The 26,328-nt window shown below is 72.0% G+C and carries 21 protein-coding genes; 4 read left to right on the top strand and 17 right to left on the bottom strand.

The features are described from left to right. The 6 genes from HGK34_RS09500 to HGK34_RS09475 form a co-directional block, all read right to left on the bottom strand. Entirely contained in the window at positions 1 to 2,244 is a 2,244-nt protein-coding gene (locus HGK34_RS09500) for a polyribonucleotide nucleotidyltransferase (protein WP_201846516.1), read from the bottom strand. Positions 2,245 to 2,435: 191 nt separating this feature from the next. Continuing rightward, positions 2,436 to 2,705, bottom strand: a complete 270-nt coding sequence (gene rpsO, locus HGK34_RS09495; RefSeq protein ID WP_201846514.1) for a 30S ribosomal protein S15 — start codon at positions 2,703 to 2,705, stop codon at positions 2,436 to 2,438. A 138-nt stretch (positions 2,706 to 2,843) separates the two neighbouring features. Beyond that, positions 2,844 to 4,772 (bottom strand): bis-aminopropyl spermidine synthase family protein, encoded by a 1,929-nt coding sequence (locus tag HGK34_RS09490; protein WP_201846507.1) that lies wholly within the window; start codon positions 4,770 to 4,772, stop codon positions 2,844 to 2,846. Positions 4,773 to 4,897: 125 nt separating this feature from the next. After that, positions 4,898 to 5,263, bottom strand: a complete 366-nt coding sequence (locus tag HGK34_RS09485) for a GntR family transcriptional regulator (RefSeq protein ID WP_201846505.1) — start codon at positions 5,261 to 5,263, stop codon at positions 4,898 to 4,900. A 145-nt stretch (positions 5,264 to 5,408) separates the two neighbouring features. Further along, positions 5,409 to 6,368, bottom strand: coding sequence for a bifunctional riboflavin kinase/FAD synthetase (locus tag HGK34_RS09480; RefSeq protein WP_201846504.1), 960 nt, complete (start codon positions 6,366 to 6,368; stop codon positions 5,409 to 5,411). A 149-nt stretch (positions 6,369 to 6,517) separates the two neighbouring features. After that, positions 6,518 to 7,111, bottom strand: a complete 594-nt coding sequence (locus tag HGK34_RS09475; RefSeq protein ID WP_201846502.1) for a TetR/AcrR family transcriptional regulator — start codon at positions 7,109 to 7,111, stop codon at positions 6,518 to 6,520. Positions 7,112 to 7,245: 134 nt separating this feature from the next. Here HGK34_RS09475 and HGK34_RS09470 point away from each other — a divergent pair, with 134 nt between their 5' ends. Further along, positions 7,246 to 8,463 carry an ABC-2 transporter permease gene (locus HGK34_RS09470; protein WP_201846500.1) on the top strand — a complete coding sequence of 406 codons (1,218 nt, stop codon included), beginning with the start codon at positions 7,246 to 7,248 and terminating at the stop codon, positions 8,461 to 8,463. Here HGK34_RS09470 and HGK34_RS09465 read toward each other — a convergent pair. The 7 genes from HGK34_RS09465 to rimP form a co-directional block, all read right to left on the bottom strand. Continuing rightward, on the bottom strand, positions 8,438 to 8,872 hold the full coding sequence (locus HGK34_RS09465; protein WP_201846498.1) for a hypothetical protein: 435 nt from the start codon (positions 8,870 to 8,872) through the stop codon (positions 8,438 to 8,440). The two genes, HGK34_RS09470 and HGK34_RS09465, sit on opposite strands and share 26 nt — an antisense overlap. Before the next feature lie 119 nt (positions 8,873 to 8,991). Next, entirely contained in the window at positions 8,992 to 9,948 is a 957-nt protein-coding gene (truB, locus tag HGK34_RS09460; protein WP_201846496.1) for a tRNA pseudouridine(55) synthase TruB, read from the bottom strand. Continuing rightward, a complete protein-coding gene (rbfA, locus tag HGK34_RS09455; protein WP_201846494.1) occupies positions 9,945 to 10,406 on the bottom strand; it encodes a 30S ribosome-binding factor RbfA in 462 nt (153 codons plus the stop codon). Before rbfA ends, truB begins: the two co-directional genes overlap by 4 nt. Before the next feature lie 141 nt (positions 10,407 to 10,547). Continuing rightward, on the bottom strand, positions 10,548 to 13,442 hold the full coding sequence (gene infB / locus HGK34_RS09450; RefSeq protein WP_201846492.1) for a translation initiation factor IF-2: 2,895 nt from the start codon (positions 13,440 to 13,442) through the stop codon (positions 10,548 to 10,550). A 57-nt stretch (positions 13,443 to 13,499) separates the two neighbouring features. Continuing rightward, positions 13,500 to 13,850 carry a YlxR family protein gene (locus tag HGK34_RS09445; protein ID WP_201846582.1) on the bottom strand — a complete coding sequence of 117 codons (351 nt, stop codon included), beginning with the start codon at positions 13,848 to 13,850 and terminating at the stop codon, positions 13,500 to 13,502. Between the two features lie 123 nt (positions 13,851 to 13,973). Then, complete coding sequence (nusA, locus tag HGK34_RS09440) at positions 13,974 to 15,050, bottom strand: transcription termination factor NusA (RefSeq protein ID WP_201846490.1); 1,077 nt, start codon at positions 15,048 to 15,050, stop codon at positions 13,974 to 13,976. Between the two features lies 1 nt (position 15,051). Further along, positions 15,052 to 15,675 (bottom strand): ribosome maturation factor RimP, encoded by a 624-nt coding sequence (gene rimP, locus HGK34_RS09435; RefSeq protein WP_201846488.1) that lies wholly within the window; start codon positions 15,673 to 15,675, stop codon positions 15,052 to 15,054. Positions 15,676 to 15,861: 186 nt separating this feature from the next. Between rimP and HGK34_RS09430 the strand changes: the two genes are divergently transcribed. Further along, on the top strand, positions 15,862 to 16,944 hold the full coding sequence (locus HGK34_RS09430) for a DUF4439 domain-containing protein (protein ID WP_201846486.1): 1,083 nt from the start codon (positions 15,862 to 15,864) through the stop codon (positions 16,942 to 16,944). Positions 16,945 to 17,219: 275 nt separating this feature from the next. Here HGK34_RS09430 and HGK34_RS09425 read toward each other — a convergent pair whose 3' ends face one another. Continuing rightward, positions 17,220 to 19,043 carry a proline--tRNA ligase gene (locus HGK34_RS09425; protein ID WP_201846485.1) on the bottom strand — a complete coding sequence of 608 codons (1,824 nt, stop codon included), beginning with the start codon at positions 19,041 to 19,043 and terminating at the stop codon, positions 17,220 to 17,222. 189 nt (positions 19,044 to 19,232) lie between these two features. Between HGK34_RS09425 and HGK34_RS09420 the strand changes: the two genes are divergently transcribed. Continuing rightward, positions 19,233 to 20,168 (top strand): Fpg/Nei family DNA glycosylase, encoded by a 936-nt coding sequence (locus tag HGK34_RS09420; protein WP_201846483.1) that lies wholly within the window; start codon positions 19,233 to 19,235, stop codon positions 20,166 to 20,168. Between the two features lie 127 nt (positions 20,169 to 20,295). Here HGK34_RS09420 and HGK34_RS09415 read toward each other — a convergent pair whose 3' ends face one another. The 3 genes from HGK34_RS09415 to HGK34_RS09405 all read right to left on the bottom strand — a co-directional run bounded on the left by HGK34_RS09415 (position 20,296) and on the right by HGK34_RS09405 (position 23,759). Beyond that, positions 20,296 to 21,231 carry a GNAT family N-acetyltransferase gene (locus HGK34_RS09415; protein ID WP_201846481.1) on the bottom strand — a complete coding sequence of 312 codons (936 nt, stop codon included), beginning with the start codon at positions 21,229 to 21,231 and terminating at the stop codon, positions 20,296 to 20,298. A gap of 13 nt (positions 21,232 to 21,244) precedes the next feature. Further along, positions 21,245 to 22,387, bottom strand: coding sequence for a flavodoxin-dependent (E)-4-hydroxy-3-methylbut-2-enyl-diphosphate synthase (ispG, locus tag HGK34_RS09410; RefSeq protein ID WP_201846581.1), 1,143 nt, complete (start codon positions 22,385 to 22,387; stop codon positions 21,245 to 21,247). A gap of 73 nt (positions 22,388 to 22,460) precedes the next feature. Beyond that, complete coding sequence (locus tag HGK34_RS09405; RefSeq protein ID WP_307815878.1) at positions 22,461 to 23,759, bottom strand: M50 family metallopeptidase; 1,299 nt, start codon at positions 23,757 to 23,759, stop codon at positions 22,461 to 22,463. Between the two features lie 151 nt (positions 23,760 to 23,910). Here HGK34_RS09405 and HGK34_RS09400 point away from each other — a divergent pair, with 151 nt between their 5' ends. Further along, entirely contained in the window at positions 23,911 to 26,307 is a 2,397-nt protein-coding gene (locus HGK34_RS09400; RefSeq protein WP_201846479.1) for a hypothetical protein, read from the top strand. The last annotated feature ends 21 nt before the right edge of the window (positions 26,308 to 26,328 follow it).

The raw sequence follows: 26,328 nt of genomic DNA, 5'->3' as shown, positions 1-26,328 counted from the left end.
TCAGGCGTCCGCGCCGGCGGGTGCCGCCTCGGGTGCCTCGGAGCCGGACGCCTCGTCCTCCTCCGTCACGGCGACCAGCGAGAGCTTGCCGCGCGGGTCGATCTCACCGATCTCGACCTGGACCTTCTGGCCGATGGAGAGGACGTCGTCGACGTTCTCGATGCGCTTGCCGCCGACGAGCTTGCGGATCTGGCTGATGTGCAGCAGCCCGTCCTTGCCCGGGGACAGCGAGATGAACGCGCCGAACGACGTCGTCTTGACGACGGTCCCGACGAACCGCTCGCCCACCTCGGGGACGTGCGGGTTGGCGATCGCGTTGATCGCCGCACGGGCGGCCTCGGCCGAGGGGCCGTCGACCGCGCCGATGTAGACGGTGCCGTCGTCCTCGATGGAGATGTCGGCGCCCGTCTCCTCCTGGATCTGGTTGATCATCTTGCCCTTGGGCCCGATGACCTCGCCGATCTTGTCGGTCGGCACCGTGATCGCGATGACTCGCGGCGCGTTCGGGGACATCTCGTCCGGCGTGTCGATGGCCTCGGCGATGACGTCCAGGATCGTCAGGCGGGCGTCGCGCGCCTGGCCCAGGGCCGCGGCGAGCACCGAGGCCGGGATGCCGTCCAGCTTGGTGTCGAGCTGGATGGCCGTGACGAACTCGCCGGTGCCGGCGACCTTGAAGTCCATGTCGCCGAAGGCGTCCTCGGCACCGAGGATGTCGGTCATCGCCGCATAGCGGGTCTCACCGTCGACCGTGTCGGAGACGAGGCCCATCGCGATACCCGCGACCGGGGCCTTCAGCGGCACACCGGCGTTCAGCATCGAGAGCGTGCTCGCACACACCGAGCCCATCGACGTCGAGCCGTTGGACCCGAGCGCCTCGGAGACCTGGCGGATCGCGTACGGGAACTCCTCGCGGCTCGGCAGGACCGGCACCAGCGCACGCTCGGCGAGCGCACCGTGACCGATCTCGCGGCGCTTCGGGCTGCCCACGCGGCCCGTCTCACCGGTCGAGTACGGCGGGAAGTTGTAGTTGTGCATGTAGCGCTTGCGCGTGACCGGACCGAGCGAGTCGATCTGCTGCTCCATGCGCAGCATGTTCAGCGTGGTGACACCCAGGATCTGGGTCTCGCCGCGCTCGAACAGGGCAGAGCCGTGCACGCGGGGCAGCACCTCGACCTCGGCCGACAGGGTGCGGATGTCCGCGAGCCCGCGGCCGTCGATCCGGACGCCGTCGGTCAGCACGCGCTGGCGCACGAGGGCCTTCTGCAGCGACCGGTAGGCGGCCGACAGCTCCTTGTCGCGGCCCTCGAAGGCCGCGCCCTCGCCCGCGAGGTCGCCGAGCAGGCCGGCCTTGATCTCGTCGAGGCGGCTCTCGCGGTCCTGCTTGTCCGCGCGTCCCAGCGCCTCACGCAGCGGCTCGGTGACGGCACCCTCGACGGCGGCGTACGCGTCGTCCTGGTAGTCCGGGAAGAGCGGGAACTCCTGCGTCTCCTTGGCGGACTGCGCGGCGAGCGCGGACTGCGCCTCGCACAGCGCCTTGATGAACGGCTTGGCGGCCTCGATGCCCTCGGCCACGACCTCCTCGGTGGGGACCGTGGCGCCCTCGCGCATGAGCTTCATGGCGTCGTCGGTGGCCTCGGCCTCGATCATGGCGATCGCGACGTCGTCACCGACGACACGGCCGGCCACGACCATGTCGAAGACGGCGCGCTCCTTGTCGGAATACTTGGGGAACGCGACCCACTGGCCGTCGATCAGGGAGACGCGCACGGCTCCGGCGGGGCCGGAGAACGGCAGGCCGGACACCTGCGTCGAGGCGGACGCGGCGTTCATGGCGAGCACGTCGTACGCGTCGTCCGGGTGCAGCGCCATGACCGTGATGACGATCTGGACCTCGTTGCGCAGGCCCTTGACGAACAGCGGGCGCAGCGGGCGGTCGGTGAGGCGGCAGGTCAGGATCGCCTCGGTCGACGGACGGCCCTCACGGCGGAAGAACGAGCCGGGGATACGGCCCGCGGCGTACATGCGCTCCTCGACGTCCACCGTGAGCGGGAAGAAGTCGAACTGGTCCTTGGGGTGCTTCCCGACCGCGGTGGTCGACAGCAGCATGGTGTCGCCGTCGAGGTATGCGGCGACGGAGCCGGCGGCCTGCTTGGCCAGGCGGCCCGTCTCGAAGCGGATGGTGCGGGTGCCGAAGCGACCGTTGTCGATCACGGCCTCGGCGAACTGGATCTCGGGACCCTCCACGGGTGCCCTCCTTTTCGGATCGGCGCCGCGCTTCCCGTAGCGGTCATCGATCGAGGCCCACCGAACCGTTGTTCGGGAGGCCACTACCGAGGACCGGACGCGGGCCGCGCCGGCGCGCTGTGTGGTTGTACCTATCTCACCAGACCAGCCCGGCCCCTGCAGGAGGGACCGGGCTGGACTCGGGACTCATCTCAACGGCGCAGGCCGAGGCGCTCGATCAGCGCACGGTAGCGGTTCACGTCGACCCGCTGGAGATAGCCCAGCAGGCGACGACGCTGGCCCACGAGGAGCAGCAGTCCGCGGCGGCTGTGGTGGTCCTGCTTGTGGAACTTGAGGTGCTCGGTGAGGTCCCTGATGCGCTGCGTCAGCAGGGCGACCTGCACCTCCGGGGAGCCGGTGTCCGTCGGCGTCTTCCCGTAGTCGGCGATGATCTGCTGCTTCGTGGCGGTGTCGAGCGGCATGGCTCTCCATTCGTGTCGTTGCGCGGTGCTCCCGGACCGATTCACGGGGCGCTCTGGATCCGCGGCCGTTCTGACGGCTCTCCTACCTTACCTGCTGCGCGGCATCGGTCGTGGTCTCGCGGGCTGTGACGTTGCCCGTCAGGACGTGGACGGATGCCCGGGCGCGTCCGCCTCGCCCCCGGCGACGGGAGCGGCCGGGCCGGGGACGGAGCCCACGACGACGGCCAGCACCTCGCGGACCGTCCGGCGCGGGAGCGACACGAGCGGGCGCGCGAGCGTCGCGGCGCGGATCCCGCCGTCCGCCGCCGCGGTCGCGACCAGCTCCCGTGCCCGCTCCTTGCCCAGGGTCCCGCCCGCCGCACGGGCCGCCTTGACCAGCGCGTCCCGCCAGGCGGTCCCGAGCTTCCGCGAGGATCCGCCGAGCACCTGGCGGCGTGCCACGACCACCGGGTCCTGCGCGGCCGTGACCCCGTGCCCCTGTCCGCGGGGTGCCTCGTCCTGGCCCGTCGGGCCGCGCCCGTCGTCCGGACGTCGCCCGCCGGACGCGCGCCCCGGTGCCGCGGCCCCGGCGTCGTCCGCGACCAGGATCGCGTGCCCCGGATCGGGGGTGCTGCGCCGGAACGTCAGCCGCCACTTCCCCGCCAGGTCGTCGCGGAGGGCGGTCTGGGCGGCCTGGCTGACGACGTCCGGGTGGTTGTTCGGGATCGCGACCGCGACGCGCCGCGCGGTGACACCGAGCAGCACGCGGTAGAGCCAGGTGCCCGGGTCGTCCGACAGGTCGGCCGCGAGCGCCGACGTCCTCGCGCCCTTGATCGATGCCTGCGCCGAACCGTCGAACAGTGCCTCCAGCGCGAGTTCGGTGATACCCGCGGTGCCGGGTCCTGCCAGGGGCTCGCCGTCGCGGTGGCGGGTGATGAGGGCCGTGGCGGCGACGGGGATCCCGTCCGGTCCGCGCCCGGCGGCCAGGACGGCGTCCTGCACCGGCCCGCTGCCGGTGGCGGCCTCGGCCGGCGGCGTGCCGGTGCCGGCCTCGAGCGACTGCGTGCCGTGGGTGTAGATGTTCACGGCGTTCGTCGTGACCCGGGCGAGCGACCTCCAGGTGCGGGCCGTGGGCCGGCACACGTACAGGTCGCTCGCGCTTCCCACGGCCTGGGCGCCGTCGTAGCGGTTGAAGTGCGGCAGGATCGCCTCGTAGACGAGTGACAGGTCGCCGATCGCCTGCTGCACGGCGAACCCGAGCCCGGGATGGTGGGTGCCGTACCCGTAGGCGAGCAGCAGGCGTCCGTGCTCGCGGTCACGGAGGCCCTGCAGGCCGCGGGTGAGGAACAGCCGGACGCCGTCGGGCGTGTAGGGCGGGTCGGTGAAGACGAGATCGGCGGTGCCCCGTGCGATCGCGGGCAGACCGACCCGGAAGTCCGCGTAGGCGGTCTCGATGCGCAGCCCGTGTTCGGTGGCGACGCGGTCGATGTAGGCGAGGAGGTCCTCGTCGACGTCGACGACGACGGCGCGTGCGGCGGGGTTGGCCAGGCAGGTGACGATCGAGGTGAGGTCGTGGTCGCCGACGCACAGCAGCGTGGCTCCGGCGAGGTCGTAGGTGCCGTCCATCCAGAGCGCGCGGCGGACGGTCGTCTCCGGGGTCGCGGGCACGTGGTCGAGGGACTTCTTGGGGCGGGGCGCGCCGGCGACGATCTGCTCCATGTCACGCAGCAGCCCGGGAACGTCCCGGAGCCGGCCGCCGGCGGGCAGGTCGAGGGTGGTGGCCGCGAGCTGCACGGTGTCGGCCAGGCTGCGGTAGTCCTGCGCCCGCTCCGGGCGGATCCGCAGGGTGTCGCCCTCTGCGAGAACGTCTGCGTCGAGGGCGGCGACGACCTGCTCCACGAGCCGCCGCGGCACGGCGGTGGCCCGCACGACGTCGGCCAGCGTGGTGCCGTCCGCCAGCATCGCGAGCGCCTCCCGGTGTCCGCGTCCGTACGCCCCGAAGGACCCGACCAGTTCCCGGACCCTGTCGATCGGGGGCAGGTCCTGGACGAGGCCTGCGGCGTCACCGGCAGGAGAGTGCGATGCCATACGGGAAACCTACGTCACGCGCGCCGTCGCCCGGACCACCGGCTGCCGGGGTCACGCGATCCGGGCCTGCTCGCGGGTGATGACGGCCGGGGCCGGGCCCGCGAGGGCACGAGGGGCGTCCGGCGTCATCCCCCCGGCCTGCGGTCGAGTGCCGCGCTCACGATCCTCAGGGCCTCGCCGGGGTCCAGGCCCAGCCCGTGGACCGTCTCGGCGTAGCTCTCCGCGGCCGCCCGGGCCGCCTCCAGGGTCCGGCTGCCGCCGGGGCTGACGAACGTCCCCGCACGGCCTCGTGTCTCGACGAGCCGCGCGGCCTCCAGCTCGCGGTAGGCGCGGGCGACGGTGTTCACGGCGATCCCGAGCTCGCCGGCCAGGGCACGCACGGTGGGCAGGCGTGCGCCCACCGGCAGGGTCCCGTCGGCCATCCGGCGGGCGAGTCCGGTACGCACCTGCTCGAACGGCGGAACGGAGGATTCGGCGTCGATGGTGATCACGACGACCACAATGCCAGGCGCTCCGGGGTTCTTCGCCCCGGCGGCGCCGGAGCGGGCGGCGCCTCGGGTGCGGAACGCGCCCGGCGCCGTCGTCCGGCAGCGCCTGGGGCGCCGGGCCGCATGGGCGTCCGGGCGCCCGCGCCTGTCAGGGGCTGAGGATCTTGCGCGCCCGGGCCACGTCGTCGTGCATCTGGGCGATGAGCGGTTCCATCCCCTCGAAGCGGACCGTGGGCCGCAGGTGCTCCGTGAACTCCAGGACGACGTGCTCGTCGTACAGGTCGAGGTCGTCCCGGTCGAGCACGTACGCCTCGACACGGCGCTCCACGCCGTCGAACGTCGGGTTGGTGCCGACCGAGATGGCGGCGGGCAGCACGCAGTCCGGGTCCGACGGCGACCGTCCGGCCAGCTCCGGACGGTGCAGCCATCCGGCGTAGACGCCGTCTGCGGGCACCATGCCGGCGATGCCGCCGAGGTTCGCCGTCGGGAAGCCGAGCTCGCGTCCGCGCGCATCGCCGTGCACGACGGTCCCCCGCACTCTGTGGGCACGCCCGAGCACCTGTGCGGCGGCGGCCACGTCGCCCTCGCTGAGGTCGGCCCGCACGGCCGTCGACGACCACCGGTGGTGGTCCTCGCCACCGACGTCCTCGATGGCCACGACCTCGAACCCGTGCTCACCCCCGAGCTCGACCATCGTCGAGAGCGTGCCGGCGTTCTGCTTGCCGAACCTCACGTCGTGTCCGACGACGACGGTCTGTGCCCCCAGCCCGTCCACGAGATACCTGCCGACGAACTCCTGTGGTGTCTGCGCCGCGAAGTCCAGCGTGTAGGTGACCACGAGCACTCCGTCCAGGCCGGTCCGTGCCATCAGGTCGAGCCTGTCCGGCAGGCTCGTGAGGAGTTCGGGCGCCGTCTCCGGGCGATGCACGGCCGCGGGATGCGGGTCGAACGTGACGGCCACCGCATGCGCCCCGTCAGCTCTGGCCAGCGAGACGATACGGGTGAGCACGGCCTGATGGCCGCGGTGCACACCGTCGAAGTTGCCGATCGTCACCACGGACGGCCCGAAACCAGCGGGAACCTGCTCCAGGTCGGTCCACACCTGCACGCGGATTTCTCCTTCAGCGACGGAAGGGTCGCGCGGCCGCTGCGGCCGCGACGTTCGCGGCGGAGATGCCGCGCTGGTCCAGCGTGCCACGCCGCACCCGGGAACGCGCAATCGCCCCTGTATGCCCCGAGCGGGCGGCCACGGGGCCTTCAGGCCGGAAGGACGGAGGTGGCCGCGTCGAGGTAGGCCTCGGGATCGAAGTCGTCCAGCACGGAGTACTGGACCATGAAGCCCTGTCCGAGCGCGAGCAGGACGGGCAGGAGCCGCCGTGCCGCCGCACGCGCCCCCTCCGGGGCGTGGCCGGGATGCCGGGCGAACCACCGTTCCAGCGCGTCCTCGAACGCGCCGGTGACGAACGCCATCGCCTCGCGCACCATGTCGCGGATCTCGGGCTCGGTCGTCGCCTCGGCCCAGAACTGCAGGAGCACTCGCGGGTCGAGCCCGTCCCGCAGGCCGCCGTGCACCACGACGCGCAGGATCTGCGCGGGAGCCGGCGGCTCCCCCCGCACGCCGGCGGCGACGAGCTCGTCGTTCCGCCGCAGCAGCGTGCTGCGCGCCACGGCGACGAACAGCTCCCGCTTGCCGCCGAAGTGCGCGTAGACCGCTCCGGTGGACAGACCGGACTCGGCGAGGATGTCCGCCATCGAGGTGCGCTGATATCCCTTGGCGCTGAACGCGCGCAGGGCCGCGGCGAGGATCTCCTCCTTGCGCGCCTGCCGGTACGCGTCGCTGACCTTGGGCACGGTGATCTCCTTCACGGGTAGGTGTGTTGACAAGGGTACGAACACGAGAGCATCGTTGCCATAGAAAAACGAACGTTCGTTTTTTCTGGCCGACAACGACGCTCCGGCGTCGCACAGTGATGGAGAACCTTGCCATGTCCCACGACTCCCCCGACGGCGCCTCGGCGCCGCACACCCCCGCCGGCAGGATCGTCGGCGCGGCGCTGGCGCTCAGCCTCGTGCTGACGCTCGTCGTGCTGGCCTTCACCTGGCCCGCGATGACGTCCGACGCGAAGGATCTCCCGGTCGCGATCACCGGCCCGGCCGATGGTGTGGCCGCCGTGGCCGCCCAGCTCGACACGGCCCGGCCGGGCGCCGTCGACCTGGTCGAGGTCACCGACCGTGCCGAGGCCGTCGACGCCATCGAGACCCGCGAGACCTACGGCGCCGTCGTCCTCGGCGATCCGGCCTCCGGCAGGCCGCCCGAGGTCCTCACCTCGTCCGCCGCGAGCGGCGTGACCAACCAGCTCATGAGGCAGATCGCCCAGCAGCTGCAGGCCGCCGTCACCGAGCAGGCCACCGCCGCGACGAGCGCACGGATCACCGCCGCGCAGTCCGAGGCCGCCGAGGCCACGCAGCGCGCCATGCAGGACGCGGTCGCCGCCGCGCTCGCCGCCGCGGCCCAGGGAGAGCAGCCCCCGGCCCCGGAGGGCCCCGCTGCCGCCCCGGAGCCCGTGACGATCGAGATCCCGCAGGTCACCGTGACCGACGTCGTCCCGCTGTCGGACGACGACCCGAACGGCAGCGGATTCACCGCCTCCCTGTTCCCGATCCTGCTGGGCGGGATGATCGGCGGGATCGGTATCTCGGTCGCCGTGCGAGGTGCCATGCGCCGGGTGACCGCGGCCCTTCTCTACGCGACGCTGGGTGGCGCCGTCCTCACGGCCGTCCTGCAGGGCTGGTTCGGCTCGCTGCAGGGCGACTGGTGGTGGACCTGGGCGGCGATGTCCCTGGCGATCGGGGCGATCGCGGCCCCGATCACCGGCATCGTCGCTCTCGTCGGGCGCGCGGGAACGGCCGCCGGGCCGGTGCTGATGATGCTGGTCGGGAACCCGATCTCCGGCGTCACCATGCCCCAGGAGTTCCTGCCCTGGTCCTGGGGCACGATCGGCCAGTGGTTCCCGCCCGGGGCGAGCGGGACGCTGCTGCGCGACCTGTCGTACTTCCCCCAGGCCGATCCGTCCGCGGCCTGGACGGCACTCGCCGCCTGGACCGCGGCCGGAATCCTGCTCTCCCTGGTGGGCCACGCGAGGGCGCCGCGCCCGGCGGTGGCCCCCGCCCCTCCCGTCAGGGTCGCAGAGCCGGTTTCTTGACCGTGTAGATGAAGCCCGTGAGGCGGTGCTCCCCGAGGGACTGGCGGACCGTGAGATCGAGGATCTTCAGGAAGTTCCCGAACTCGGTCTCCGTCATCGTCGATCCGATGAGCTGGATGTTGCGGTCGCCCACCGTCCGCCAGCCCATCTGGCCGGGGTCGATGGGCTCGGCGATGTTCTCGGTGAGCACCGCCGGATACCGCGTTCGCACGATGACACGCCCCTGGAGCGCCACGACCGTCAGGTAGGTCTCCTGGAACGCGATCCCGAGCTCCGTGTTCTCCGGCCACCAGGGCAGCGCGGACACCAGGGCCTGCAGCAGCTCAAGACTGCTGTCGGTGCCCTCGCTGTCCTCGTCCACGATGTCGACACTCGCCTCACGCCCCACGAGGGCGGGGAGCGCCGCCACCACCGCCCCGACGTCTGCAAGACCCGCTGTTATCCGTACCCCCACAAGGCACAAAGGTATCAATCCGACATGCCACCAGGAAGCCTGGAAGTAATTGGCAATTTCAGCCCAGGTGCCGATCAGCGGGTAACCAGGACCGGTTTGGCCAGATCCTCGCCCTTGCGGCGGGTGTCCTCCACGAGCCCGACGAGGTTTCCCGCGGGGTCGATCGCGGCCAGGACACCGGTCCTCCCGCTCGGCGCGATCCACTGACCGTGGCCCAGTGCGCGCGCCTCGGCGTCGTCGACGTCCCGCACGGGCAGGACGCCGCGCGCCGCGTCGGCGAGGGGCAGCGTCGCGAGCGTGCCGTCGCGGTCGGCCTGGGCCTGCATGGCGTCCAGCGTCCGGGCACCGCCGAGCCCGTACCCGCCGACGCGGGTGCGCCGCAGCGCGGTGAGGTGCCCGCCGGTTCCGAGCGCGGCTCCGAGGTCTCGCGCGAGGGCACGCACGTACGTCCCGGAGGACACCGTGACCCGGACGTCCAGGTCCAGCACGGGGACGTCGCCGGCCACGCCGGGCCGCGTCCCGAGCACGTCGAACCGTGACACGGTCACCGGGCGGGCGGTGAGCTCGATGTCCTCGCCCGCGCGGGCGCGCGCGTACGCGCGCTCCCCGTTCACCTTGATCGCGGAGACCGTGGTCGGCACCTGCATGATGTCACCGGTCAGCTCCTCGACGGCGGACCGGAGCACGTCGTCGGGGACGCTGCGTGCGCCCGGGGACGCCGTGACCTCGCCCTCGGCGTCGTCGGTGTTCGTCGCCACCCCGAGCCGGACCGTGGCGTCGTAGTCCTTGTCGGCGCCCACCACGTAGGTCAGCAGGCGCGTCGCCTTCCCGACCCCCAGCACGAGCACGCCCGTCGCCATGGGGTCGAGCGTGCCGGCGTGGCCCACCTTCCGGGTTCCCGCGAGACCGCGGGTGCGTGCGACGACGTCGTGGCTCGTCCAGCCCGCGGGCTTGTCGACGACGACGAACCCGTCGGCGGCCGTGGGCCTGCGCGGCGGTCGCTGCCGGCCGGAGTCCTGGCCCGCGCTCACTGCTCGTCGTCGGACGGCAGCTCGGACTGGTCCGCCTCGCCGGGGGCCTTCTTGTAGGGGTCGGCCTCACCGGCCGGCTGTGCACGGACGCGCAGCTCGGCGAGTTCGGCGTCGCGACGTTGCGCCTCGAGCAGAGCGGCGTCCAGGTGCGCGGCCGTCTCCGGAACCGCGTCGAGGTGGAACTCGATGGCGGGAGTGAGGCGAACGCCCGTCTGCTTGCCGACCTCGCTGCGGATGATCCCCGTGGCGCTCTTCAGCGCGGCGGCGGTCCCTGTGCGGTCGTCGTCGCTGCCGTAGACCGTGTAGAAGACGGACGCGTTCTGCAGATCACCGGTCACGCGCACGTCGGTGATCGTCACGAACCCGAGGCGCGGGTCCTTGATCCGCGTGTCGAGCATCTGCGCGACGATCACCTTGATCCGGTCGGCGAGCCGCCGGGCACGAGGATTCTCGTTCATGGGTCTTCCCTTCTCAAAGGAGGAGGCCGCGCGGTAGGTCCGCCGTCATGACTGACGACGGTGCCCGCCCGCGCGGCCTGGAGAACGCCGAGGCAGCGGAGCCGGGGATCGGCCCCGCTGCCTCGGCGACGTGACGACGGGTCAGGTGCGCGGGATCTCGCGCATCTCCCACGTCTCGATGATGTCGCCCTCGGTGATGTTGTTGAACGTCCCGAGCCCGATACCGCACTCGAAGCCCTCGCGGACCTCCGTGGCGTCGTCCTTGAACCGCTTGAGCGACTCGATCGTGAGGTTGTCCCCCACGACGGTGCCGGCACGCAGGACCCGCGCCTTGGAGTTGCGGCGGATCTCGCCGGACCGGACGATCGAGCCGGCGATGTTGCCGAACTTCGAGGACCGGAAGATCTCGCGGATCTCCGCGGTGCCCAGCTGGACCTCCTCGTACTCCGGCTTGAGCATGCCCTTGAGGGCGGCCTCGATGTCGTCGATCGCCTGGTAGATGACCGAGTAGAACTTGACGTCGACGCCCTCGCGGTCCGCCAGCTCCTCGACCCGCTCGCCGTACTTGACGTTGAAGCCGAGGATCACGGCGCTGTCGACGGTGGCGAGGTTGACGTCGTTCTGCGTGATGGCACCCACACCGCGGTGGATGACACGCAGCTCGACCTCGTCGCCCACGTCGATCTTGAGCAGCGCGTCCTCCAGTGCCTCGACGGCACCGGACACATCGCCCTTGAGGATGAGGTTGAGGCTCTCGACCTTGCCCTTCTTGAGCTCGGCATCGAAGTCCTCGAGGCTGATCCGCTTGCGGCGCTTGGCCAGCAGCGCGGCACGCTCGGCGGCCTGCCGCTTCTCGGCGATCTGCCGGGCGGTGCGGTCGTCCGGCGCCACGAGGAACGTGTCACCGGCGCTCGGCACCGACGTCAGACCCGTGACCTGGACCGGGCGGGCCGGAGTGGCCACGTCCACCGTGTCACCGTGCTCGTCGATCATGGCGCGCACGCGGCCGTGGGCGGTACCCGCCACGATCGCGTCGCCCACCTCGAGCGTGCCGGACTGGACGAGCACCGTGGCCACGGCACCTCGGCCGCGGTCGAGGTTGGCCTCGATGGCGACGCCGCGCGCGTCCTTGTTCGGGTTCGCGCGCAGATCCAGCGAGGCGTCCGCGGTCAGCAGGACGGCCTCGACGAGGTCGTCGATACCGATGCCCGGCTTGGCCGCGACGTCGACGAACATCGTGTCGCCGCCGTACTCCTCGGCCACCAGGTTGTACTCGGTGAGCTGCTGGCGGACCTTGGCCGGGTTGGCACCGTCCACGTCGATCTTGTTGACGGCCACCACGATCGGCACGCCGGCGGCCTGCGCGTGGTTCACCGCCTCGACCGTCTGCGGCATCACGCCGTCGTCGGCCGCGACCACGAGGATCGCGATGTCCGTCACGTCCGCGCCACGGGCACGCATGGCGGTGAACGCCTCGTGACCCGGGGTGTCGATGAACGTGATGGCGCGGTCGACGCCCTCGTGCTCGTGGTGGATCTGGTAGGCACCGATGTGCTGCGTGATGCCACCGTGCTCACCCGCGACGACATCCGACTTGCGGATGGCGTCCAGCAGCTTCGTCTTACCGTGGTCGACGTGACCCATGACGGTCACGACCGGCGGCCGCGGCAGCTGGTCCTCGTCGGACTCGCCCGCCTCCTCGGCCTCCAGGTCGATGTCGAACGCACCGAGCAGCTCGCGGTCCTCCTCCTCGGCCGAGACCATCTCGATCACGTAGCCGAGCTCGACACCCAGGGCGCCGAACGTGTCCTCGTCGAGGGACTGCGTGGCCGTGGCCATCTCGCCGAGGTGGAAGAGCACCGTCACGAGTGCCGCGGGGTTCGCGTCGATCTTGTCGGCGAAGTCGTTCAGGGACGAACCCTGGCGCAGCCGCACGACGGTGGTGCCGTTGCCCCGAGGGACGCTGACACCGCCGAGCGACGGAGCCTGCATCGCCTCGAACTCCTGGCGCTTCTGCCGCTTGGACTTCCGGCCCCGGACCGGGCGACCACCGGCACGCCCGAAGGCGCCCTGCGTGGACCCGCGACCGCCACCACCACGACCGCGGAAGCCGCCACCGGGACGGCCGCCGCCGCCCGGGCCACCCGGGGCGCCGCCGCCGCGGCCACCGGTGCCGCCACGACCACCACCGGGTCCCGGACGCTGGCCGGGACGCGGCATCGACGTCTTGCCCGGCATCATTCCCGGGTTGGGACGCGGACCACCGCTGCCACCGGGACGCGGCGCCGCCGGACGCGGACCACCGGTGCCACCGGGGCGCGGAGCTCCACCGCCCTGGCGAGCACCACCGGGGCGCGGACCGCCGGAGCGCTCCGCCTTGTCGCCACCACCGCGACGCTCTCCCGGACGGGGCATGCCCTGGCTGGACGCGAACGGGTTGTTGCCCGGACGCGGCGCGCCTCCACCGCTACCGCCACCGGAGCGGCCACCACCACGGCGGTCGCTGGGACGCGGCATGCCCTGGCTGGACGCGAAGGGGTTGTTGCCCGGACGCGGGCCACGCCCGCCGGGCTTCGGCGCGGCGGGACCAGGCTTCGGCGCGGCGGGACCTGGCTTGGGCGCCGCGGCGCCCTGCTTCGGGGCCGGTGCCTCGGTCGCCGACGGCGCCTCCGCCGCACGAGCAGCGGGAGCCGGTGCGGCCGTGGGAGCCGGTGCGGCAGCGGCAGCCGGCGAGGCGGCAGGAGCCTCGGAGGCGGGCTTCGGAGCCGGCTTGGCGCCCGGCTTCGGCGCTGCCTTGGCTCCCGGCTTCGGGGCGGGCCTGCCGCCCGGCTTCGGCGCGGGCTTGGCGCCCGGCTTCGCGCCGGACTTCGCTCCGCCGCCATCGGTGAACTTGTCGCGCATACGCCGCGCGACAGGCGGCTCGAGCGTCGATGACGCCGAGCGGACGTACTCGCCGGCTGACTTCAGCTCGGCAAGCAGGGTCTTGCTTTCCACTCCGAGCTCCTTGGCGAGCTCGTAGACGCGGACCTTTGCCACAACTCTCCTGTCTCGGTCCGTCCCGAGGCAGGGGCGAACCGCACTAGTACGAGGTACTCATCGCTGGGGACTCATCGGGTGCCCATCGGCTTCTGACCCGCTTTCCTGTCGACGATTCGTTGGTGCGGCCGAGCGTTTCCGCGCCCGGTCGTGACGTCCCGGCCCTCCCGGCCCGAGATGCTCCTGGAGCTCCGCCAGATCGACGGACCCGTCCGCGCGCAGTGCACGCGGTATCGCCCGACGACGTTCGGCGAGCTCCAGGCATTCTGCTCCCGGGTGGATCCAGGCGCCTCGCCCCGGCAGGCAGGCCCGCTCGTCGACGACGATCCGGGGCTGCGCCGCTGCGGGATCCAGAACCACACGCAAGAGAGCAGACCGCTGGTCGCGTCCCCGGCATCCGACACACATCCGCACGGGACCGATCGGTGCAGGACGTGATGTCGTGACCGAAGCGACCGCCGAGGCAGAAGAGGACGGAGTACGGGCTCGCGGCCCAGACTTGCTCAGTCTACCTTGCCTGTTCAACTGCTGTTACCGATTCGGCGACACCTGAGCGGTGCCACCACCACCCGCCGAGGCGCCGTGGCCGCCGCCCTCGCCCGTGTCGGCCGCCTCGTCGGAGCGGATGTCGATGCGCCAGCCCGTGAGCTTCGCCGCCAGGCGGGCGTTCTGCCCTTCCTTGCCGATGGCCAGTGAGAGCTGGTAATCGGGCACCACCGCACGCACCGCACGAGCGGCCTCGTCCACCACGGTCACCGAGGACGTCCGGGCCGGCGACAGCGCGTTGGCGACGAACCGTGTCGGGTCCTCGCTCCAGTCGACGATGTCGATCTTCTCGCCGTGCAGCTCGGTCATGACGGCCCGGACGCGAGCGCCCATCGGGCCGATGCACGCACCCTTGGCGTTGAGGCCGGACACGTGGGACACCACGGCGACCTTGGTCCGGTGACCGGCCTCGCGGGCCACCGACATGATCTCCACCGACCCGTCGGCGATCTCCGGCACCTCGAGCTCGAACAGCTTGCGCACCAGACCGGGGTGCGTCCGGCTCAACGTCACCTGCGCCCCCTTCATTCCGCGGGTGACCTCCACGACGTACGCGCGCAGCCGCTCACCGTGCTCGTACTCCTCGCCGGGCACCTGCTCGTGGGCCGGCAGCACGGCCTCCGTGTCCCCCACGTCCACGAGCACCGTGCGGGGGTCGCGGCCCTGCTGGATGATTCCGGCGACGACCTCGCCCTCCTTGTCCCGGAACGTGCCGAGCACCTGGTCGTCCTCGGCGTCACGCAGCCGCTGCACGATCACCTGTCGCGCGGTGGCGGTGGCGATACGGCCGAAATCGCGCGGCGTGTCGTCGAACTCCGGGCCGAGCTCGAACGGCGCCGGACCCTCCGGGTCCTCCGGGTCGGCGTACGCCTCGACCTCTTCACGGGCCCAGACCGTGACGTGTCCGCTGCTGCGGTCGACCTCGACACGGGCGTGGCGGTAGGAGCCCGGCGTGCGGTGGTAGGCGGAGAGGAGAGCCTGCTCGATCGCCGCGACGAGCACGTCCAGACTGAAGTCCTTCTCGCGCTCCAGCATGCGCAGCGCGGCCATGTCGATATCCATCTCAGCCCTCCTCGTTGCGGCCCGTCGCCCCATGATGGGGCCTGCGGGTCACGGCATCGTCGTCAGCACCAGAACTCTCGCTCACCGCGGCGGGGTCGGCATCCTCAGCCTCGGGGTCCGGGGCGCCGTCGTCCGACTCGCCGTCGGCACGACGGAGCTCGACCTCCACCTTCCCCCTGCGCACGGCGGACAGCGGAATGCTCCGCGACCCGTCGAGCACGAGAACGGTGCCGTCCCCGTCGCCGGTCACGTCGGTCAGCCTGCCCGTGACCGCCTCGCCCCCGTCGAGCGGCGTGAGCGTCACGAGCCGCGTGCGGGAACGCCGGAAATGGCGCGCCGTCGTCAGCGCGCGGGAGGTGCCGGGTGTCGAGATCTCCAGCGTGTACGCGCCCGGGACGACGTCGCCGTCGTCGAGCGCGGCGGACAGTGCTCGCGAGACCTCGCCGAGCGTGTCGGAGTCCAGGCTGCCGATCCGCGTCTCGGGAAGGTCGAGCGTGATCCGCACGACCGACCTGTTCCCGGCGCGCGTGACCCGCACCTCCTCGAGATACAGGCCGGCGTCGTCGACCACCGGTCCGACGATCCGGCGGACATCGTCCTCCTGCCGGCTCGCGGGCTGCGCCATCGTGTTCCTCCCGTCGGCCCCCTGTGGTAGGGGGTACCGCTCGAGTCAGGACCCGACCGGTGTGCTGTTGTCTACTGCGCTCAGCCTACGATGTGCCGGGGGCCGGGCGCAGGCGAACCGACGTGACGTAAGACGCAGCGCGGACATGTGCGAGGCTTCCCGGAAGACGTGGCATCATCAGGCACGATGAACCCCGTCCCGGTGACCTCGTCCCGCCGTACCGCACGAGCGCGCGGTCGCGTGGCGGCCGCGCTCGCCTGCGCGCTGCTGCTCAGCGGGTGCGGTCTGCGCTTTGACTCCGCCCCGCCCACCGAGCCCGTGCCCGATCCGATCGAGATCGTCCGCCGGACCGCCGTCGACGACGCGCTGCACGTGGCCGAGCAGGCCGACGCCGTCGCGGGGCTGGATGCGACGAAGCCCGAGGTCGCCGAGGCGCTCTCCGACATCGCCGAGATCTCACGGCAACACGCCGACCAGCTCGGCGGCGTCTACGAGTCCGGGCTGGAACTGGAGCTCCCGAGCCCCACGCCGTCAGACGTCGCCGAGACGACGCCCGAGGTGGCCGAGGTGCTCATCACCCTGACGGATGCGGCCGCACGGAGCGCCACCGCCGCGGACGTCTGCGAGGACGGCCCGCTGGCGCGGCTGCTCGCCTCGATCTCGGCGGCACAGACGCTCTCTGTGCGCAAGCTGGCCGACGTGACCGGTGAGCAAGGCCCCGAGTTCACCGAACCGCTCGTCCCCGGCGCCGCCGAGCTGCCGGCGACGCCGTCCGCCACGGCCGAAGGTACCGGACCGTCGGACGGCACGGCGTCGCTCACGCCGTCCACCCGCCCGACCGCACCGCCCGGCGGCCTCTCGGACGATGACCTCGTCGCGGTGGTCCTGGCCGAGGACTCCTCGGCGTACGCGCTCGAGGTGGGCGCAGCACGGACCGACCAGGAGAAGGCTCGGGACCGGCTCGCGGACCGTGCTCTCACGCATCGCCGGCGCGCCGAGGACTGGGCGCGCTTCGCCGGGATCGACGGCACCGAGAAGGACCCGCGGCGAGCGGCGTACGAGCTCCCGAGTCCTGACGCGACGGGCAAGGAACTGCTCCTGGAAGCCGAGAACGGCCTCGCCGCCGACTACGCGAACCTCGTCGGGCTCGCGGAGGAGGACACGCGTTCGTCGGCGGTCGCGCTGCTCACGGACTCCGCGATCACGCGGAACTCGTGGGGCGCGCCCATCACCCCCTTCCCCGGCCTTCCGGAGCAGGCGTCTTCCTGACGAGCGTCTCCGCGCTCGCCGCGACGCGCCCGCCTCGACGGGCGCTCGCGGGACGGCGGCCGTCGGCGCTCCGCCCGCACGCCTCCCGGCCGGCCGTCGGCGAACCGGCCGGCCGTCGGCGAACCGGCCGGCCGTCGGCGAAGAACGCGGCGATCGCCTCCTGGAGGCGATGCGGCCAGGCAGGAGCGCCGCCCGGCTCGGGCGGGGTGGACGCTGCCGTGCCGCCCACCCCGAACCCGGCCGGCGACCGGAAGGTCCGCGGCGCCCCGGGCCCCTCAGTCCTCCAGGAGGGCCTTCACACGGCGGACCGTCTCGGTCACCGCATCCTCGACCGGAACCTGGTCCGCGTCACCCGCGCGCGGGCGCACCTCCACGACGCCGTCCTTGAGCCCTCGGCCCACGACGACGAGCAGCGGCGCGCCGAGCAGTTCGGCGTCGGCGAACTTGACGCCCGGGGAGACCTTGGGCCGGTCGTCGTACAGCACCTCGACGCCCGCTTCCACCAGCCCGGCGGCGATCCGCTCGGCGGCGTCGAAGACCTCGGCGCCCTTGCCCGTGGCGACCACATGCACGTGGACGGGGGCGATCTGTGCGGGCCAGGCCAGGCCCTTCTCGTCGTGGTTGGCCTCCGCGAGCGCGGCGAGCGCGCGCGTCACGCCGACGCCGTACGAACCCATCGTGACGACGGCCTGCTTGCCGTTCTCGTCGAGCACCGTCAGGCCGAGCGATTCCGCGTACTTGCGGCCGAGCTGGAAGATGTGTCCCATCTCGATGCCGCGGGCGAGTTCCAGCGGACCCGAACCGTCCGGCGCCTGATCCCCGGCCCGCACCTCGGCCGCCTCGATCGTGCCGTCCGCGGTGAAGTCCCGTCCGGCGACCAGGTCGAACACGTGGCGGCCGGGCTCGTTGGCGCCGGTGATCCAGCGGGTGCCGGGCACGACGCGGGGGTCGAGCAGGTAGCGCACGGCGGAGTGCTTCTCGCCGTCGTCCCCCTCGACCTGGGCGCCCTGCGGGCCCAGGACGTGCGGGCCGATGTAGCCCTTGACGAGCTCGGGGTGGGCCTTGAAGTCCTCCTCCGTGGCGGGCTCGGCCTCGGCGGGCGCGACCGCGGCCTCGAGGCGCTTGAGGTCGACCTCGCGGTCCCCGGGCAGGCCGACGACGAGCAGGTCGCGACGCCCGTCGGGGTGTCGCAGCGCCAGCACCACGTTCTTCAGGGTGTCGGCGGCCGTCCAGGCCCGGTCGGGCCGCGCGTGCTTCTCGTTCGCGCAGGCGACGAGCGACTCGATGGTGGGCGTGTCCGGCGTGTCCTCGACATGGGCCGCGGGGGCGTCGTCGAACGGGAGCGCCTCGGGAACCGGCGTGACGACGGCCTCGACGTTGGCGGCATAGCCGCCCGCCGAACGCACGAACGTGTCCTCACCGATCGGCGACGGGCTGAGGAACTCCTCCGACTTGGAGCCGCCCATGGCGCCGGACATGGCCGAGACGATGACGTACTCGAGGCCGAGGCGGGTGAAGATGCGCTCGTAGGCGTCGCGGTGCTTCTGGTAGGCGGCGTCCAGTCCGTCGTCGTGCACGTCGAAGGAATAGGAGTCCTTCATGATGAACTCGCGGCCGCGGATCAGCCCGGCTCGCGGGCGGGCCTCGTCGCGGTACTTGGTCTGGATCTGGTAGATCACCAGCGGCAGGTCCTTGTACGAGGAGTACAGGTCCTTGACCAGGAGCGTGAACATCTCCTCGTGCGTGGGGGCGAGCAGGTAGTCGGCCTGCTTGCGGTCCTTGAGCCGGAACAGTCCGTCGCCGTACTCGGTCCAGCGGCCCGACGCCTCGTAGGGCTCCCGCGGCAGCAGCGCCGGGAAGTGCACCTCCTGGCCGCCGATCGCGTTCATCTCCTCGCGCACGATCGCCTCGATCTTGCCCAGCACGCGCAGGCCCAGCGGGAGCCAGGAGTAGATCCCCGGGGCGGCCCGGCGGATGTAGCCGGCGCGGACCAGGAGCTTGTGGCTGGCGACCTCGGCGTCGGCCGGGTCCTCGCGCAGCGTGCGGACGAAGAGGGACGACATGCGAAGCAGATCGCCCGAGCGGAGTGCGGATGACATGGGGGCAACTCTACTGGCGGGGCGGCGCGGGGTGCAGCGAGATAGTGAACCGGGCCCGGGCACCGGCGGCAGGGGCCGGACGGGGCGAGCGGGGGGTCGTGAGAGCACGGCAGGCACGCGGGAGAACGCCGGCCCGGGTACCCGGGAGAACACTGGCGGGCACGACGGCGACCGGAGAGGATGGGGCGCATGCCGGAACTTCCCGAGGTCGAGGCACTGGTGCGGTTCCTCGGCGAGCGCACCACCGGCCGTGCCGTGGCAGGGATCGAGGTGGGCAGCATCGCCGCGCTCAAGACCGTCGACCCACCGGTCACGGCGCTCGTGGGTGGCGTGGTCACCGGCTGGGCCCGGCACGGCAAGTGGCTGGACATGGCGGTGGCCGGCGGCCGCTCCGACCGTTCCGCGGTGGCGGGTTCCGCCGACGCCGTGCACCTGGTCTTCCATCTGGCCCGGGGCGGCTGGGTGCGCTGGTCGGACAAGCTGCCGGCGACGCGCGTCAAGCCGCGGCTCGGCGGTTCCGGCAAGGGCGCGATCATCGCGTGCCGCATCCGGCTCGACGACGGTTCCGGGTTCGACCTCACCGAGGCCGGGACCCGGAAACGGCTCGCGGTCCATGTCGTGGGGCAGCCGCGCGACGTCGCGATGGTGGCTTCACTGGGCGTCGACCCACTGGACGCCGCCTTCACCGCCGGGGTGCTGGAGCGGCTGCTGTCCTCCAGGAACCAGCAGGTCAAGGGCCTGCTGCGGGAGCAGTCGGCGATCGCGGGGATCGGGAACGCCTACTCGGACGAGATCCTGCACGCGGCACGGTTCAGCCCGTTCAAGCTGACAGGGTCCTTCACGCAGGAGGAGACGGACCGGCTGCACGCCGCGATCGGGCAGGTCCTCGGCGAGGCGATCCGCACGGCCTCGGGCAAGCCCGCCAAGGAGCTCAAGGACGCGAAGCGAGCGGGCATGCGGGTGCACGGACGCACCGGCGAGCCCTGCCCCGGCTGGGACGGGACCCCGTGCGGGGACACGGTCCACGAGGTGAGCTTCGCGGACCGCTCGCTCCAGTACTGCCCCACCTGCCAGACGAACGGCCAGATCCTGGCGGACCGCAGGTTGTCGCGCCTCCTGAAGTGAGGTGAAGGGGCAGACGCCACGCGTCGAACCGGACGGCCACACGCGCCTCGGGCGCGGCCCCGCGCGTCGACGCCCACGGCGTACCCGGCGGCTGCCCGCGCCGTCGGACCACCGGCTGCCCGCACCGTCAGAACAGGACCGTGGCGAACGTGCCCACCTGCTCGAACCCGACCCGCCGGTACGTCGCGAGCGCCCGGTCGTTGTAGTGGTTCACGTACAGGGACACGACCGGTGCGATGCTCTCCCGCACGGCCCCGACCACCGCGGCCATCCCGGCGACGGACCAGCCCCTCCCCCGGAACAGGGGATCCACCCACACGCCCTGGATCTGGGCCACGGTACCGGCGACGGCGCCGACCTCCGCCTTGAACGCGACGGTCTCGCGGCCGCGCGGGGTGGGCTCCGTGCGGATGAACGACCGGCCGTCCGCGATCAGCGAGCGCACGCGCTGCACGTAGGGGCCACCACCGCCCGCGACGGGCGAGTAGCCCACCTCCTCGGTGAACATCCGCACGCACGCGGGCAGGACGATGTCGAGCTCGGCGAGGGTGGAGCGGCGCAGGGCCGGGTCGGGAGCGACGTCGGGCCCTCGGGTGATCGCCATCGACGGCTGGTCGACGCGGATCTCCCGGGGAGCGGGCCAGTGCCGCTCCAGGCCGGCCCACAGCCCGAGGGCAGCCGCGCGTTCCCCGACGATCGAGCTGGACCGCCGGCCCTGCGCCCGCGCCATCGCGGCGAACGCGGCCGCCGCGGCGGCCTGGCGGACCTCGCCGAGCGTCTCCGGGATCACCGGCACGAGGTTCGCCCCGGCCCAGCAGACCGCTTCCAGGGGGCCGGTGGCCGGGAATCCCCATCCCTGGCCGCCGGCGGCGGTGAATCCGGAGCGGACGGCGAGCTCCAGGCGTGAGGCCGCCAGCACCGACGCCACTGGCTGGGTGTAGCAGAGCGTGAGCGCCTCGGGCAGGTCGTGCACGCCGAGCGCACGCGCGTCGGGTGAGGGGCCGGGTCCGGGCGCGCTCCGCGCTCCACCGGGAGGGTGGAGCGGGGTGCGCGAGGCGGCCATGAGCGGGTGGACCCTATCCGACCGACACCACGGGTGCGCCGGCCTGGGCGTCGTTCTCAGGGGCGGGCATGGTCTCCGCGATCCGCATCGCCTCGTCGATGAGCGTCTCCACGATCATCGACTCCGGCACGGTCTTGACGACCTCGCCCTTCACGAAGATCTGTCCCTTGCCGTTGCCGGAGGCCACGCCGAGGTCGGCCTCACGTGCCTCGCCGGGCCCGTTGACGACGCAGCCCATGACGGCGACGCGGAGCGGGACCTCCATGCCCTCGAGGCCGGCGGTGACCTTCTCGGCGAGTGTGTAGACGTCGACCTGGGCGCGGCCGCAGGACGGGCAGGAGACGATCTCGAGCTTGCGGGGGCGCAGGTTGAGCGACTGAAGGATCTGGTTGCCGACCTTGACCTCCTCCACGGGCGGGGCGGAGAGGGACACGCGGATGGTGTCACCGATCCCCTGGCTGAGCAGTGCGCCGAACGCGGTGGCGGACTTGATGGTGCCCTGGAAGGCAGGCCCGGCCTCGGTGACGCCGAGGTGCAGCGGCCAGTCGCCCCGCTGGGAGAGCAGTTCGTAGGCGCGCACCATGACGACGGGGTCGTTGTGCTTGACGGAGATCTTGAAGTCGTGGAAGTCGTGCTCCTCGAAGAGGCTCGCCTCCCAGACCGCGGACTCCACGAGGGCCTCGGCGGTGGGCTTGCCGTACTTCTCCAGGAGGCGCTTGTCCAGCGATCCGGCGTTGACGCCGATGCGCAGGGAGACGCCGGCATCCTTCGCGGCGGCGGAGATCTCCTTGACCTGGTCGTCGAACTTGCGGATGTTGCCCGGGTTGACGCGGACGGCGGCGCAGCCGGCGTCGATCGCGGCGAAGACGTACTTGGGCTGGAAGTGGATGTCGGCGATCACGGGGATCTGCGACTTGGCGGCGATGGCCGGCAGTGCGGCGGCGTCGTCGGCGCTGGGGACGGCCACGCGCACGATGTCGCAGCCCGACGCGGTCAGCTCGGCGATCTGCTGCAGCGTGGCGTTGATGTCGGTCGTGGGGGTGGTCGTCATGGACTGGACGCTGACGGGCGCGTCACCGCCGACCTCCACCTTGCCGACCCGGATCTTGCGGGTCTTCCTGCGGGGAGCGAGGACTGGTGGGGGCGCTGCTGGCATACCAAGACTGATCGCGGTCACGGTGTCCAGTATCCACGTTCCGGACGGCCGCCCCGCAACCCGGTGGCAGGGATCACGTGATCCGCACGGGATCCACCAGGTCCGCGATGATCAGCATGCCGCCGACACCGAGCAGTGCCAGGAAGACCACGTAGGTGACCGGGGTGAGGCGCGCGACGTCGGCCGGGCCGGGGCGGGGCAGGCCGCGCAGCTTGTGCAGGGCTCGCTTCACGGCTTCGTAGAGGGCGTTGACCACGTGGCCGCCGTCGAGCGGGAGCAGCGGGATGAGGTTGAACACGAACAGGGCGATGTTCAGACTGCCGAGGACGCCGATGGCCCAGGCGACGCGTTCGCTCGTCTGGTCGTAGAGCGCGAAGCCGTCGCCGAGCATGACGCCGACGCCGACGACGCTCTGGACCGAGTCGATGGATCGTTGCTCGTCGGTGAAGGCCTGGCGTGCGGTCTCGGCGACCCGGGCCGGAAGGGTCGCGACCATCTTCATCGTCTCCCACGTACCCTCGCCGACGGTCGGCACGACCTCGGACCAGTCGCCGCGGACACGGTCCTGCAACGGGCTGAAGCCGATGAAGCCGGAGGCCTCCAGCACCGGCTCGCCCGAGGCGTCCTCGTCCACCTGCTTCTGGATGACCGTGGGTGTGACGGTCAGGTCGACCTCGGCACCGTCACGCTGCACGACGACGGGGACCGTGCGCGTCCCGGTGTCCGCGATGAGTCCGGAGAGCTGTTCCCAGTCCGTCACCGTGGTTCCGTCGTAGCGGGTGATCACGTCACCCGGCTCGATACCCGCCTCGGTGGCGGGGACGGGCGCGTCGGTGCACTCCGGGTCGTCGATGGTGTCGACCGTCAGGGCGGCGGGGACGCACTCGGACACCTGCGCCACCGTTGTGGTGACCTGCGGAAGCCCGAACCCGACGATCAGGATCCCGATCATCACCGTGGCGATGACCAGGTTCATCACGGGTCCGCCCAGCATCACCACGATCTTCTGCCAGGCGGGCAGGTTGTAGAACGCGCGGTGCTCCTCGCCGGGACGCACCTCCTCGGTGGACTGGTCACGGGCCTCGGCGATGAGCCGGCCGAACATGCCCTGGCCTGTCTCCTTGCCCTCCGGGGCGGGCGGCATCATGCCGACAAGACGCACGTAACCACCCAGCGGGATCGCCTTGACCCCGTACTCGGTCTCCCCTTTGACGCGCGACCAGAGCGTGGGCCCGAATCCCACCATGTACTGGCTGACTCGAACGCCGAACTTCTTGGCGGGCAGCATGTGCCCGATCTCGTGCAGCGCGATCGACAGCATGATTCCGACGAGCAGGACGAGGAAGCCTGCGACCCAGGGAAGAACGCTCACGCGGCGAGCCTACGGCACGTGCCTGACAGTGACGTGGGAGGCCAGGCCCCCTGTTCGCACGAAACCGCACGACGCACGCCGCATTATCGTCCCCAGGCAGGATATTTGCTTTTCGTTGACCATTTTGTGATCCGATGAATAGCCTGCCCTCATGGCTGATGTCGCACGAACGACGGACCTGGAAGAGCACCGCGCGCACCTGCCCGCGGACCTCGACCAGATCGCCGAGGTGGTGTTCGACACCGAGGCCAGGGTGAGCGCCGACCACGCCTCGCCCCTGGCGAGCCGCCTGCGCGGCATGGGGTTCGACATCCCGCGGATCTGGGCCGCTCCCCGGTGGAACATGGGCGCCACCCACGCGTCCCGGCGCCGGCACACCGACCCCGACGACCCCCGCATCCAGCGGGCCGCCGAACTCCTGGAGCACGTCGTCCCGACACCGTGCGGTCCCGCTCTCCTTGGCCTGTACCTCTGGTCCATCGCCGAGGACGCCTCCCAGCAGTCCGCCCGTCACGGACGCGTCGCCGCCGCGCTGACCGGCCTGCGGCGGGCCTGGATCGAGAACCGGGACCGGGTCCCGTGCTGGCACTGCCGCAGCGAGGCGGACGCCGTCGTGGCGCTCGGCGACGCCTTCCGCGCGCGGCTGGACGTTGCCGCCGCCCGCAACTCCGGAAACGTGGACCGGTTCGTGGTCATGCTCGACCGCGCCGTGCAGGCGTCCGTCCGGCTGGAGGAATCCGCCCTGCGGATCACCGACGAGATGTCCTGCCTGCGCGCTCATCTCCTCCACCAGGCACGCATCCGCCTGCGCTACTTCACGGCGGTCGCCGAGGCCGCGATCGCGACACGGTCCACGCTCCGTGGTGACGCCTCCGGTCTCACCGCGGCGATCGAGCAGCTGCGGGACCTGGAGCGAGCTCCTGGTCTCAACTACATCCTCGCCAGCGAGCTGCGCGCCCACCGGGCGCACCTCGAGGCCCTCGCCACCGGAGCGGGCTCGGACTGGCTCACCCTCGACCGCTGCCGCACCGTCTACGTCTTCCCCTTCGGTCTGCCGCAGATCGACGGCGCCGAGGCCACCCTGCGGATCCGCGAGCTCGTGGGCAACGCCCTCCCCGAGCTGCTGGGCACGCGCGCCGTCTCGGTGCGCACCGCGCTCAAGCTCGACGACGTGTGGGACACCGAGGACCCGTTCGGCGCCTTCGACGGCGCGACCCTGAACCTGCCCGACGTCCGCGTCACGCAGCCCGACGGGACTCGGGTGGCACACCTGTCGTGCGAAGTCCGGTTCGGCGACCTGGGCAACCACTACGTGAGGTTCCGGCAGACCGGCAAGTCGCTGGGCCCTCAGGAGGTTCGCGATGCCCGCTACCTGGTCTCCAGCCTGCACGACGACCTGCGGATGGACTGGGACATCCCGCAGCCCGACGGCACGGACGCAAGCGCGGCGATCGTCGACTCGTCCGGCTACCACCCGGTCCACCTCTTCCACCTCGCCTACCGCCTCCAGGAGGCGATCGCCGCGTTCTTCGCCGGACGCACGGAGGGCTGGCGCACCCCGGACCGGCCCGACGACCCGGGCCCGGAGCTCGGCAAGAACCTCGCTCGCGGCCGGTCGCACGTGCTGACGTTCGTCGTGGAGGCGAGTGCCGGGCGCGGTCCCGCCTGCGCGCCACAGGATCGTCACCCGGTCACCAGCGCGGACGAGCTCCTGGCCACCTACGGACACCAGCCGCTGCTCCAGCCCGTCCCGTACAACACGACGTCCCTGGTGGACTGGACGCTCCCGCAGCGCCAGCCGGTCCTGCTGGAGGGCGTGCGCAACTCGGGCGACCTGGTCGCGGTGACACCGAACGCCACGACCATCGCCATGTTCGACACCGCACACTTCAAGATCGTGCAGTACGGCTCGCTGGTGGAGTTCGTGGCCGGCATCAGCGGCATGCTCGCGGCCTGGAACACCCGCCTGGCCCAGTACTTCGACGAGGTGGAGGACATGCTCGGCCGCCCCGAGGCGGCCGAGACCGATCTCGGGGCCCGCTCCGCATACCTCAGCCAGCAACAGCTGCGGCTGCACCGCTTCGCGGGCCGGGCCCGGCGTGCCATGTCCGTCGTGAGCTCGCCGACCCTGCTGGCCTCGGCCACCGAGTACCAGCAGATGGCAGAGCTGCTGCGAGCCTTCGACCTCACCCGGCAGTCCCGCGAGTTCGATCGCCGGCTGCGCGAGCTGCTCGCCGAGCCCATTGCCGCCCGCCTGGCCACCGTCCGCCGCCAGCACGAGGAGCGCGAGGCCGAGGAACAGCGCCGCACCCTGGAGGGCCTGACCGTGGCGGTGTCGACGTTCGCCGTGCTCACCGTGTTCCACACGATCCTGGCGATCGCCGTGGAGGCGACCGGCTGGAGCGGCTGGGTGCCGGTCGCCCTCGCGATCGTGTCCAGCGTGGTCGCCGTCGTCCTGGCCGTCGTCCTGTTCGTGGTGTGGGTCCGGCGCCTGCGCCTGGGTCACCGTCGGCCGATGTTGCTGCCCGGGTACCGCATCAACCGCTGAGGAGGTGCCCGGGCGGCCGCG

It is taken from the genome of Myceligenerans indicum (genome assembly GCF_016742955.1).
Classification (GTDB): domain Bacteria; phylum Actinomycetota; class Actinomycetes; order Actinomycetales; family Cellulomonadaceae; genus Myceligenerans; species Myceligenerans indicum.
The sequence above is the reverse complement of the archived record's forward strand: the minus strand, read 5'-3'. Positions and strand labels throughout refer to the sequence as shown.